Genomic DNA, 11994 nt, shown 5'->3' on the forward strand with positions numbered 1-11994 from the left:
TTGAAAATGACCGTTGAACACACCCTCGCCGCGATGCCTACCGAGCGTCAGCCCGGCTGTCCCTTCGACCCGCCCAAGGCTTTCATCGAGGCCCGCGAGCAGAGCCCGATCAGCCGCCTCACCTTCGCCGACGGCCACCAGGGCTTTCTGGTCACCGGTTATGACCTGGTCCGCGCGGTGCTGGCCGACTCCCGGTTCAGCTCGCGCAGGGAGCTGATGATCCACCACCCGACCGTCGACTACGGCGGCATGGAGGTCCCGCCGGCTCCGCCCGGTGAGTTCCTGATGATGGACGGGGCCCGGCACAGCCGCTACCGCAAGCCGCTGGTGGGCAAGTTCACCGTACGGCGGATGCGGCTGCTCACCGAACGCGTCGAGCAGGTCACCGCCGAGCGGCTGGACGCCATGGAGAAGGCCGGCCCGCCGACGGACCTGGTGGCCGCGTTCGCCAAGCCCATTCCCGGCATCATGATCTGTGAGCTGCTGGGCGTGCCGGAGGAGGACCGCGACTACTTCCAGGAGCGGGTCGACAAGTTCCACAGCGGGGAGACCAGCGACGAGGAGCTGATGGCGGCCTACACCGCCACCACGGACTACCTCGCGGAACTCGTGGTCGCCAAGCGCGCCAACCCGACCGACGACGTGCTCAGCGAACTCACCGACGGCGACCTGGACGATGAGGAGCTGAAGGGCATCGCGCTGATCCTGATGGCCGCCGGGCTGGACACCACCGCCAACATGATCGGGCTGGGCACGTTCGCACTGCTCCAGCACCCGGAGCAACTGGCCGCGCTGCGCGCCGACCCGGCGATCGCCGACCAGGCCGTGGAGGAGCTGCTGCGGTACCTGAGCGTCGCCAAGCAGTTCCAGCGGGTCGCGCTGGAGGACATCGAGCTGGGCGGGCACACCATCCCGGCCGGTACGACGGTCGTCTTCTCCCTCAACACCGCCAACCGCGACCCCGAGCGCTTCCCCGACCCGCACCGGCTCGACCTCCGGCGGCAGAACGGCGGCCACCTGGCCTTCAGCCACGGCGTCCACCAGTGCCTGGGGCAGCAGCTCGCCCGCGTGGAGATGCGGGTGGCCTTCCCCGCGCTGGTCAACCGGTTCCCCACGTTGCGCCTGGCCGTACCGGCCGAAGAGGTCCCGCTGCGCCCGGAGCAGGCGGACATCTACGGGGTCAAGAGCCTCCCGGTCACCTGGGACGCGTGACCACCAGGGCGCCTGAGGCGTCGTTTCCCGCGCTGACCTGGGGGCAGGTGGGGCTGATGGACAGTGAGGCGGGGGCGACGGTGACCCTTTGTGAGGACGGTCCGCTGCTGGTCCGGGGGACGTTCTCGGTGGTGACTCAGGACGGGGCGGTCGTCGAGCCGGGGCGGGCGACCGTGGCGCTGTGCCGCTGCGGGGCCTCCGCCACCAAGCCGTTCTGCGACGGCTCGCACAAGGTGATCGGGTTTCGCGCCGCAGGCGAGCCGGACCCGCCGAGCTGAGCCCGCCGCCGCAGCGTCCGGCCGGAATGCGCGGCGACCCGCAGCCGGCGGCCCGAGTACCGGACCCCGCCCCGCAGCGCCGCCGCCACGGCCGCCCAGGCGCAGGCGGCCCGCTCCAGCACCCAGACGGGTGCGAACAGCGACGCCGTCCAGGGGAAGACCCGGCGGCCTCCGGCGCGGCGGCGACCGGCCTCGGCCAGGACGACGGTCACCATCGCGCCCGCGGCCAGGGGCGCGTACCGCCGCCGGAGCGCCGTGGCCGCCACCGCCGGGAGCACGGCCAGGAACATCCCCAGCCTGAGGGGCTGCGCGAGGTCGTCGTACGCCTGCCGCACGCGTTGCCCCCAGAACCGCGCGGTGTCCGGCGGCAGGCGGCGCACGTAGAGGCCGAGCGGGCGGGCCTCGGTGCCGCCGTGTGCGCGTACGGTGCGGATCAGCTCGAGGTTTTCAAAAAGAACATCGCCGTCGTAGCCGCCCATCTTCTCGAAGAAGGCGCGGCGGATGCCGAACGTGCCCGGGTAGTCCGCGCCGAGGCTGCGGTTGAGCAGGGTGCGGGAGGTGTCCCACAGGGCGTGCCAGGGCAGCGGGTGGAAGTGGTTCTGTGGCCGGACGAGGTCGGCGCGGGCGAGCAGCGCGGACACGGCGGCCAGCGCCGCCCGGTCGTAGCGTACGTCGTCGTCGGCGATCACCACCCGCTCCGCCCTGGCCAGCCGCAGCCCGGTGGTCACCCCGGCCACCTTGCCGTTGGCATGATCGAGGACGGGGTCGGGGCGTACGTGGGTCACCAGGCCGCGCCAGCGGCGGGCGTGGCGGGCGAACAGGGCGGGCGGGCTGCCGTCCACGACGATCACCCGGGCGTGCCGGGTGAGCATGCGCAGGTAGCCGGTCAGCTCGTCGAGGCCGGCGTCGTCCTCCCAGCGCAGCGGGAGGACATAGTCCAGCTCACCCGGCATGGCGGCTCCCTTCGGACGAGCCGCCTTCGAGTGAGGTGACGCCTTCGAGTGAGGTCACGCCCCGCCGCCAGCACCCCAGCACATGCTCGGCCCAGCGGCGCTCGACGGCCAGGGCGCAGGCGGCGCCGTACAGGATGTCACCGCTCAGCGACGGCTCCTGGGCGGCGAGACCGGCGCACAGGTCGTGCGCGGCGACCTGCTCGTGTACCGCGTCCGCCTGGACGTGCTCGTGGTAGAAGCGGGCGGTGGCCGCGTCGCCGCCGAGCCGCCGCAGGGCCAGGGCGTAGCGGCGGTTGGGCAGCGAGGAGGTCATCTCCAGCGCCGCCAGGTGCCCGGCCAGGGCGCCGCGCAGCCGCCGGTGCAGCCCGAACAGCGACATGACGTTCGAGACGGCCAGCGTGATCCCGGGCACCCGCGGCAGGTAGGCGCCGTAGGAGTCGTCCAGGCCGAGGCCGGTCATGGTGGTGCGGAACAGCGTGGCGTGCATGCGCTCGGCCCGCCCTCCGCCGTACTCGTCGGCCTGGATCTCGACCAGGGCCGCCTTCGGGCCGTCGTACAGGCGCGGAATCGCCCAGGTGTGCGGGTCGGCCTCCTTGAGGTGGTAGATCGAGCGGTGAACGACGAACTCGCGGAACCGCTCAAGGTCGCCCTCGCGCTGGAGGCAGGCCGCCAGCGACGGGCCGCTCGCCGCGTCCGCGGCGACGACTTCGGTCAGCGCGCGCCGCACCCGATCCGGCGGCACGGCCGGTGGCCGCGGTACGACGGCCGCGAGCGCCGACTGCACGGCCCCCTCCAGCTCACGGCGGGCGGCCAGCAGCGACGGCTCCCACTCCCAGCGGTCGTCCACGTCGTCGAACCCGCGGTAGTGCAGCTCGTAGCAGGCGAAGAGGGCGAGCTGGAGATCGCCGTCGTCGAGCGCCGAGGCCCCCGCCTGCGTGACCGGCGGCGGGTCCAGCTCGCCCGGCGGACGGACCAGGCGGGCGAACAGCCCCGCGGTGATCGGACCGCGGGCGGCCGGAAGACGCATCACCGGCCCCGTACGCCCTGCGCGGCGCCACGACCACCACATACGCCTGACGTCGCCACTTGCCCTCCAGATGTCCCCACGTTCGTCGCCGTCGCCTGCCCAGGTCACACCCCGCCAAACCGCCCGGCCCGATCAACGACCCTCAAGAAGGGGAGAGCAGAGCGGCGGCCACCGCTGTCGCGACGGGAGGTGGCGCGCAGCCGCACCAGCAGGCGTTCCAGCACCGACAGGCCCCGCGGCCCCATCCCGATCACCGCGATCGCCCGTTCGCTCATGCCGCCCCGCTACCCGGCCCGGCACGGATCTGGCGTGCGAACGATACGACCCGCCTACGGGCGTTCGACGCGGGTGGGGTCGCCGCGTACCAGCTCGTCGTGGATGTGCCTGCGGGCGGAGGTGGCGGCGCGTTCCGCCAGCTCGTCGCCGTGCTCGATGCGCCGGCGCAGCAGCCGCATCGCGATGCGGCGGTTGAGGGTGTACTGGCGCTCGGTGTCGACCACGACGACGATCCCGGTGGGCCGGTGGGTCGCCCGCACCGCCGTCTCGGCCTTGTTGCGATGCTGACCGCCGGGGCCGCCGGTACGGCAGGCGACGACATCGACGTCCGCCTCCGCGAACGTCGTGCGCGGGACGTCCACCTGGCACGGCCGGGCGATGACGTACCAGTTCTTGCGGCTGGTGGCGCGGTACGGGCTGGGGGCCTGCCAGCAGAGCGTGCCGGTCCACGAGGCGGCGAACGCCTCGGCGTCATCGCCCTCGATCCGGATGAGCACCGACAGGTAGGTGCCGGGCCGGTCAGCGGGCACGGTCTCGGCCCGATGGGTCGCAAGCCGCCGCCGGGTGGCGTCGGCCTCCAGCCGATGCGCGAGCCGGGCCACCGCCCAGGCGCATTCCTGCGGGCCGCGCCCGGCCGACAGCAGCAGGTGGACGCTCACGGCCGCCCGCCCTTGCGCCGGCGCTCCCGGTGGTCTCGCCGGGGCGACGAGCCGAGGTCGGGGGTCTTGTAGGTGACCAGCGGGATCGTGGTGGCCACGGGCGTGGCCAGGCCGTACTCGACCAGGTCGGCGATCACCTGCTCGATGCGCTTGTAGGCCCCCGGCGCCTCCTCGAAGAGCAACTGCCGGTCGCCGCAGACCACCAGCGACCCCATCGGTGTGCGGCGCAGCTCCTCGACCGTGTGCTTGGCCCGCCCACGGCGCAGGGCGTCGGCGCGCGACATCTTGCGGCCCGCGCCGTGCGCCACGGAATGGCCGGCGTCCGGCCCCGCGTGCGCGGCCACCAGGTAGGAAGGGGTGCCCCGGGTGCCCGCGATGAGCACGTCGCGGCCGTCGCCGGGGGCCGCCCCCTTGCGGTGCAGGTAGCTCCCGTCGCGGACCTCGACCAGGTTGTGGCACTGGTCGACGATCGGCTCGGTGGGCCGTGCCCCCAGGGCGTGGGCGACGCGGGCGGCCAGCAGCCGCCGGTTGAGCGATCCCCAGCGTACGGCCTCGTCGTGCATCGCCAGGTAGGCGCCGGGATCGGGGGCCGGGCCCGCGCCGTGGACCTCGGTGTGCGCCCGCAGGATGCGCTCGCCCAGCCCCCGGGAGCCGCTGTGGACGACGAGGACCAGATCACCGGCGGCGAGGCCGAGCCGGTCGGCGTGGCCGGCCTCGAAGACCGAACCGATCCGCGCCAGCTCGACGAAGTGGTTGCCCCGGCCGACCGTCCCCAGCCCCTCGACGTGACCGGCGGGAATGTCGCCCCGCACCACGGCCCAGGCGGGATCGTCGGCATCCTCCTCAGGGTCGAGCGCGCGATCGAGGTCGGGGAACCGGGCGGCGAGCTTTTCGGGCACCGCCCGCTTGAGCCCGATGGGGAACACGGCGATGCCGCAGCCGATGTCGGAGCCCACCAGCAACGGGTACAGGACGCTCGACGTCATGGCCGCGCCGATGGGGGCGCCCTTGCCGGGGTGCAGGTCCGGCATGGCGGCGACGTGCGTCATGCCGTCGAGGGCGGCCACCTGGTGGCACTGCGCGACGGCGTCGGACTCGATCCAGCTCGTGGGCGAGGCGAACACGGTGACGGTGGCCGATCGCAGGGAGGGCTGCTGAGACAAGGATGCTCTCTTCGCTGAAGCGGGGGAGGGGCGGGCGGCATCACGGCACGAGCCGGTGCCGTGGCATCTTCGGGTGCGGGGTGCTGTCCGTCAGAGCATCATGAACACCACATTGGCCGAGCCCTGCCGTCACGGGCAACCGATTTTCCGGCGAGACGATGAATCCTCTCGGGGGGCGGGCCTCTTATCGGGTGACGGTCACGCTGGAAGGAGATGCGGATGAGCGGATGGGCGAGCACACGGCTGATCGAGGCCGCACGGGCCGGCGGCCGGGAATCGATCACCGCCGCCGTCCAGGCCCTGCGCACACCCGCGTGACGCCTGGCGCGGACCGCTACACGATCGTCAGGGTGGACTCGACCGATGGGGAGATGGACTCCGCCTTCGGGTCGTTCTCGCAGTAGCCGTAGATCATGTACTGGCCTTTGGGGGCGTCCTTCGGCACCGTGAGGACGACACTGGTGTAGCCGTTCGTCAGTGCCACCTCGCCGCTTCCGATGTTCAGGGCGGGATCGCTGCCGATCATGCCTGTCGGGGTGGACGGCGAGCAGCTCAGGGTGACCTCGACGGAACCGCCCGGGGCCACCTGGGACGGGTCGGGCTTGATGGCGTCCCGGGCGTCGGCGGACGATCCCTGCGGAACGGCAAGGGCCGCCAGGGCCATCGAGCACAGGATGATGGTTCTGCTGAACGTCGGCATGACCGTCTCCTTTGTTCTCCACGCCCCTCCTGCTCGCCGCGCCCCGGCGTACGCCCGGTAATCGCCAAAATTCCGCGCCGGGCCGGTTTCTTTTCCTTGGGCGAGACTTACCGGCGTGATTGCCCGGCACCGTCGCGGTCCGGGGCATCCTGACCTGACAGCCGAACGACCGGAGAGGCAAGGCGCACACGTAATCGCGCGCTCGGCACACTCAGGTTCGGAGGATGACATGCATCGAATTCGCTCGGCCATTGTCATGACGGCGGCGGGAATCGGAATCGCCCTCGCGGGCGCCGGTGCCGCCCCCGTGCAAGGGGCCGTCGCAACGGCCCATCGAGCCTCGCAGGACCCTCCCACGCCCGGCGAGGACACCCAGTGCGGGACCGGCTACAACGGCATGGGCCTGTGGGTGCAGTCCGCCGACAGCAAGGAGATCGCCTGTATGAGGGCGGCGAACGTCTCGAACGCATACGGCGAGATGCAGCGGGAAACCCCGGACAAGACCTTCACGATGGAGGTCGAGGGATCGACCTGGACCTGCTCGGAACTGCGGACCGAATCGGTCGACCAGGTCTGCACCAACGGCAAGGACACCGTCACGCTCACCGGCACCGGCTGACCATCCCACGCTTCCGCAGTGCCGCGCCCACAATGATGAAGCAGATCAGGAATGGGTAAATGATTCCGCGTTCGACCAGGCCGATGAGGAGCCCGGCTCCCGAACCGAGGACGGCTCCGAAGGCCACCAGTGAGACGAAGCCGATTATTCCGGCCACCACCAGGCCCCTTCCCATTCCGCGGGAGAATCCGAGGAGCCGGTACATCCTGCCGATGAGGATGATGAGCACGTTGCCGCTGAGGAACCCCAGGACGGCGCCCAGGAAGTGATAATCGGGCGCGCCGTTGTCCGCCACTTCACCGGAGCCCGGGAAGAACGCGAGTACGATGCCGCCGGCCGCCAGCAGGGCCGCCATCGCGATGGCGGGCCAGTGGCGTCTGCCGGGCAGTCCTCTCAGCATGGCGACGCCGGCCAGTGCGGCGAGCCCGAAGAGGAAGAAGCCCGAGTTCATCACCGACGCGAGCGGCGAGTTCATGACCTGCCCGAACGCGGTCGAGGGGCCGCGAACTCCGAGGTTGCTGATGAAGTGGTACGTGTAGCTGTAGGGCGGGTCGGTCCACGCCGCCGCGGTGATGAACTCGGCCGCGAAGAAGATGCCTCCGCTGGCCATGAGCGCCGCCCCCGCGCCGCGGCGACGCGCGGCCGGGAGCCGGTCGGGTGATTCGAGTTCGCTGGTGTTCAAGGTTCGCTCCTTGGCTGGAGTGGTACGGCATGCGAAGACTGCGGCGGGTCACTGACACGGTGCGAACACGGCGCTTACACCCGGCGGTCCCTGCTTTGGGGTCGTGCGGGGGAGAGAGCGCGCGAAGATTGAGGGATGGACGGGGATGCACGGCTTCGCATCACGCTGCTCGGCACGTTTCAGGTGTCGCGCGGTGAGGGCGTCGTCCTGCCCGTGCCGGGCGCGCGGTTGCAGGGCCTGCTCGTCCGGTTGGCGCTGGCCGGAGGCCGCAGGGTCGAGCCGGGCGTACTGGCCGAGGCGATCTGGGGCGAGGAGCCGCCGTCCGGCCCCGCCGCCGCACTTCAGACCCTCGTCTCCCGGCTGCGCCGCGCCCTCACCCCGGCCGGCGGCCCGGTCACTGACATGGTCGTGCAGGTCGCGGGCGGGTACCGGCTGGCGGTGGACGCCGCCGACGTGGACGCGCTGCGCTTCGAGCGGCTGGCCGCCACCGGCCGGGAGAGGCTGCGGGCGGGCGAACCGGAGGTCGCGGGCGCGATGCTGGCTGAGGCCGTGGCGTTGTGGGGCGACCAACCTGGGGCCGAACCCGCGGTGATCGCCGCGGTCGCGCCCGCGGTCGCGACCCGGCTGGCACAGGCGTCGATCGAGGCGGTCGCGGGCCTCGCCGAGGCCGAACTGGCCCTGGGGCGGGCCGAGACCGCCGCCGCCCGGCTGACCGGGCTGCTCGCCGAGCACACGGCCCACGAGCGGGCGGCGGCGCTGCTGATGGACGCGCTCGCCGCACAGGGACGCCAGGCCGAGGCGCTGGCCGTCCACGAGCGCGTACGCCAGACCCTGGCCGACGTACTCGGCGCCGACCCGGGCACCGCCCTGCGCGAACGCCACCTGCGCCTGCTACGTCCCCACCACCCCGCCCAGGTACCTGAAGGCACACCGGCCACAAGCTCAGCGGGCGGAAACACCGCAGCGCCAACCGGGCGGCAGGCCGGCGAACCCGACCTGCCCGCCCGGAACGCCGGGCGACCGGCGAGCCCCGATGCCGGTCCGATCGGGCCGACCGGGCTGCCCGCCTGGGATGCCGGGCAACAGGCGAGTACCGGGGATGGGCAGAGGCGAGCGACCAACCTGCCTGTGCCGTTGACCGGCTTCATCGGCCGGGATGATGACCTCGCTCGCGTCCGTGCCCTGCTCGCCAAGGGCCGCCTGGTCACCGTCCTGGGCCCAGGTGGGGCCGGGAAGACCCGGCTGGCGCTGGAGGCCGCCCGCCGTCACCGTCACGAGTACCGTGACGGGGCCTGGCTCATCGATCTCGCGTCCGTCACCGAACCGGCGAAGATCGCCACGGCCATGCTCGCCGGGATCGGGCTGCGGGGCGGCGCGATGCTCGACGCTCGCAAACGGGTCGAGGGTGACGAACTGGACACCCTGGTCGGCGAGTTCGGCGGCCGGGAGAGCCTGCTGCTGATCGACAACTGCGAGCACCTGATCGACGCCGTCGCCCACCTGGTCGCGGCACTGCTGCCACGCTGCCCCGGGCTGCGCGTCCTCGCCACCAGCCGCGAACCCCTCGCCGTCGACGGCGAGGCGCTCGTGCCGCTGGCCCCGCTCGCGCTGCCCGCCCCCGACGCCGGCGTCGAACAGGCCAGGAAAGCGGCCTCGGTGCGCCTGTTCACCGAGCGGGCCGCCGCCGTACGCCCCGGTTTCGACGTGGACGAGATCACACTGCCCGACATCGTGCGCGTGGTACGCGGCCTGGACGGCATGCCGCTGGCCCTCGAACTGGCCGCCGCCCGGTTGCGTACGCTGTCCCTGCCCGACCTGGCCGACGGGCTCTCCGACCGGTTCCGGCTGCTCACCACCGGCAGCCGTACCGCGCTTCCCCGGCACCGCACCCTGCGCGCGGTCATCGCCTGGAGCTGGGACCTGCTCAGCGAGCACGAACGCACCGTCGCCGAACGGATCTCCATCCTGCCCGGCGGCGTCACCCCGGCCTCGGCCGCCGCCGTCTGCGCCGGGACCGCCGTCCCCGCCGCCGAGATCCCCGAACTGCTCGCCGCCCTCGTGGACCGGTCACTGCTCCAGCTCGCGCCCGGCACCGGGCGCTACCGGATGCTCGAAACCATCCGTGAGTACGGCATCAGCACCGGCACCGGCGATCTCCGCACCGCCCGCGACCTGGCCGCCGCTCACTTCACCGAGCTGATGGCCCGCCACGACGCGCGACTTCGCGCGGCCGGCCAGCCGGCGTCCGTCAAGGTCATCGACGCCGAGTACGACAACACGCTCGCCGCCCTGCGCCACCTGTGCGCCACCCGCGACGCCCCCGGCGCGACCGCCCTCGCCCTGACGCTGACCTGGTACTGGCAGATGTCCGGCCGCCACTCCGACGCCGCCTACTGGCTGGGCGAGGCCCTGGCGGTGCCCGGCGGCGTTCCGACCCCCGAGCGCGACTGCCTGCGGGCCGCGTACCTGCTCAACCGGTCGGACATCCTGTCGGGCATCACCGCAGAGGAGGCCGCGGACGACCGGGCGGAGATGCGTGAGCTGGCCGACCGGCTGCTCGCGCATCCGGAGCTGCCGAGCCACCACCGGGTGTCCGGCGCGATCCTGATGTTCCTACAGGAGGAGGAGTCCGCGCTCGCGATCTTCGAGCGCCTGGCCGGCGACGACGACGTGTGGGTGTCGGGGCTGGCCCACATGTTCCTGGCCGAGATCGCCGAGAACGCGGGCGCGCTCGACCGGATGCGCGGCCATGTGGAGGCGGCCCTGACCTGCTTCCGGAAGGTCGTCGACCGCTGGGCCCAGGCCGCCACGCTGCCGATGCGCGCCCGGCTGCGCCGGTACGACGACCTTGACGGCGCACTGGCCGACCTGCGCGAGGCCCGCGCGCTGGCGGCCGGGTTCGGGTCGCTCAGCCTGGGCGACCAGCTCTACAGCGACCTGCGCTGGATCGACGTGTACATCCGGCGCGGTGACACCGGGCGGGCGATGGCGTTGATCGATTCGGCGCGGGAGCGGGCGCTGCACGCGTCCTCGGCGGAGATGCTGGTCCTGGTCGACGCGCGGGAGGCCGACCTGCGGGTACGGCTCGGCGACCTGGACCGGGCCGCCGCCCTGCTCGACGCCGCCGAACGCGGCCTGCGCGGCGACACCGCGTTTCCGGCCGACCACGCCCGGACGCAGGTCGGCGGCACACGGGCCGCGCTCTGCGTGGCGCGCGGCGACCTGCCCGGCGCGGACAAGGCGCTGCGCGCGGCGTACGCGGCGGCGCTGGCGACGAGGGAACTGCCGGCCCTGGCGCCGGTGGCGGTGAACGCCGCCGCGCTCGCCGAGACGCGCGGGCGGCGGCACGAGTCGGCCGTGCTGCTCGGGGCCGCCGCCCGCCTGCGCGGCGCACACGACCACACCGACCCGCAGGTCCGCCTTCTGACCCGCCGGGGGCAGGCCGCACTGGGCGAAGCGGAGTTCGCCACGGCGTACGCGGAAGGCTGGAACCTGGACACGCAGTCGGCGACCACCGCGGCCGACCCGGCCTCCGGCATGTACGGCACCGCCACGAGATAGCCGATCGGCCGGAACCCCCGGCAGACCACCAGCCGCGCCGGGCGCGCGCTTCCGCCAGGGTCAGTCCTTGATGGCCAGCCCGCCGTACATCGAGACCATCTTGTCGTCCACGGGGAGCGCCGTGGCGTCCGGCCGCCAGCGGTGTACCGGCACCACGCCCGGCTCGATCAGCCGGAACCCGTCGAAGAGCCCCTCGATCTGCGCCCTGGTGCGGGCCTTGGACATGATCCCGCGCCGGTTGTACTGGGCGACGGCCTCGCTGACCAGTTTGCCGGGCGCGCTGTCGAGCGCGATGGTGGACAGGGTCAGGAAGCTGCCCGCGGGCAGCGCCTCCATCAGGCGATCGATGATCGAGCGCACCGTGTCATCGTCGTGAATGAAGTGGACGACCGCGATCAGGCACAGCGCGACGGGACGGGTGAAGTCGAAGGTCTCGCGGACCTCGGGCGAGCCGATGATGGCGTCCGGGTCGTTCAGGTCGGCCTGGATGTAGCGGGTCCTGCCCTGCGGGGTGCTGGTGAGCAGGGCGCGGGCGTGGACGAGGACGAGCGGGTCGTTGTCCACGTAGATGACCCGCGCGGCCGGATCGGCCCCCTGGGCCACCTCGTGCAGGTTGGGCGAGGTGGGCAGGCCGGTGCCGATGTCGATGAACTGGTCGACGCCGCGCTCGGCCGCCAGGTGCCGGATCACCCTGATCATGAAGTCGCGGTTGGCGCGCACGGAGGTCGGCATGTACGGGGCGATCTTGATGACGTCCTCGGCCGCCGTGCGGTCGGCCTCGAAATTGTCCTTGCCGCCCAGGAAGTAGTCATAGACGCGTGCCGAGTGGGGCACGTTGGTCCGGAGATTGACTCCCACCTGCCT

General features: G+C 72.6%; 11 protein-coding genes and 1 pseudogene. 4 read left to right on the top strand and 8 right to left on the bottom strand.

Annotation, left to right across the window (positions count from 1 at the left end; translation table 11 throughout):
• Positions 1-6 precede the first annotated feature (6 nt).
• Both ACH34R_RS39635 and ACH34R_RS39640 read left to right on the top strand, forming a co-directional pair.
• Positions 7-1212 (top strand): cytochrome P450, encoded by a 1206-nt coding sequence (locus ACH34R_RS39635; RefSeq protein WP_397566747.1) that lies wholly within the window; start codon positions 7-9, stop codon positions 1210-1212.
• 56 nt (positions 1213-1268) lie between these two features.
• Positions 1269-1385: pseudogene (locus tag ACH34R_RS39640) on the top strand (hypothetical protein); the annotation flags it as partial.
• On the opposite strand, the gene ACH34R_RS39645 reads toward ACH34R_RS39640, so the two are convergent.
• From ACH34R_RS39645 to ACH34R_RS39670, 6 genes are all read right to left on the bottom strand, one after another.
• On the bottom strand, positions 1349-2443 hold the full coding sequence (locus tag ACH34R_RS39645; protein ID WP_397566749.1) for a glycosyltransferase: 1095 nt from the start codon (positions 2441-2443) through the stop codon (positions 1349-1351). The pseudogene ACH34R_RS39640 and the gene ACH34R_RS39645 sit on opposite strands and share 37 nt — an antisense overlap.
• The gene (locus ACH34R_RS39650; RefSeq protein ID WP_397566751.1) at positions 2433-3470 is read right to left on the bottom strand and encodes an iron-containing redox enzyme family protein; all 1038 of its coding nucleotides are present in this window, start codon (positions 3468-3470) and stop codon (positions 2433-2435) included. The genes ACH34R_RS39645 and ACH34R_RS39650 overlap by 11 nt, the downstream gene beginning before the upstream one ends.
• Positions 3471-3574: 104 nt before the next feature.
• Entirely contained in the window at positions 3575-3745 is a 171-nt protein-coding gene (locus tag ACH34R_RS39655) for a hypothetical protein (protein WP_397566752.1), read from the bottom strand.
• A gap of 54 nt (positions 3746-3799) precedes the next feature.
• The gene (prfH, locus tag ACH34R_RS39660) at positions 3800-4405 is read right to left on the bottom strand and encodes a peptide chain release factor H (RefSeq protein ID WP_397566754.1); all 606 of its coding nucleotides are present in this window, start codon (positions 4403-4405) and stop codon (positions 3800-3802) included.
• A complete protein-coding gene (locus tag ACH34R_RS39665) occupies positions 4402-5568 on the bottom strand; it encodes an RNA ligase RtcB family protein (RefSeq protein WP_397566756.1) in 1167 nt (388 codons plus the stop codon). The genes prfH and ACH34R_RS39665 overlap by 4 nt, the downstream gene beginning before the upstream one ends.
• A gap of 334 nt (positions 5569-5902) precedes the next feature.
• Positions 5903-6268, bottom strand: a complete 366-nt coding sequence (locus ACH34R_RS39670; RefSeq protein ID WP_397566757.1) for a hypothetical protein — start codon at positions 6266-6268, stop codon at positions 5903-5905.
• A gap of 229 nt (positions 6269-6497) precedes the next feature.
• On the opposite strand from ACH34R_RS39670, the gene ACH34R_RS39675 reads away from it, so the two are divergent.
• Positions 6498-6887: a hypothetical protein gene (locus tag ACH34R_RS39675; RefSeq protein ID WP_397566758.1), complete on the top strand. Its 390-nt coding sequence runs from the start codon at positions 6498-6500 to the stop codon at positions 6885-6887.
• Here ACH34R_RS39675 and ACH34R_RS39680 read toward each other — a convergent pair.
• Complete coding sequence (locus ACH34R_RS39680) at positions 6871-7569, bottom strand: DUF998 domain-containing protein (protein ID WP_397566759.1); 699 nt, start codon at positions 7567-7569, stop codon at positions 6871-6873. The genes ACH34R_RS39675 and ACH34R_RS39680 overlap by 17 nt on opposite strands.
• Positions 7570-7704: 135 nt before the next feature.
• Here ACH34R_RS39680 and ACH34R_RS39685 point away from each other — a divergent pair, with 135 nt between their 5' ends.
• Positions 7705-11130 carry an AfsR/SARP family transcriptional regulator gene (locus ACH34R_RS39685; RefSeq protein ID WP_397566760.1) on the top strand — a complete coding sequence of 1142 codons (3426 nt, stop codon included), beginning with the start codon at positions 7705-7707 and terminating at the stop codon, positions 11128-11130.
• 60 nt (positions 11131-11190) lie between these two features.
• Here ACH34R_RS39685 and ACH34R_RS39690 read toward each other — a convergent pair whose 3' ends face one another.
• Complete coding sequence (locus ACH34R_RS39690; protein ID WP_397566761.1) at positions 11191-11988, bottom strand: SAM-dependent methyltransferase; 798 nt, start codon at positions 11986-11988, stop codon at positions 11191-11193.
• Positions 11989-11994: the final 6 nt, after the last annotated feature.

The sequence above is a fragment of the Spongiactinospora sp. 9N601 genome (assembly GCF_044326295.1).
Taxonomy (GTDB): Bacteria; Actinomycetota; Actinomycetes; order Streptosporangiales; family Streptosporangiaceae; genus Spongiactinospora; species Spongiactinospora gelatinilytica.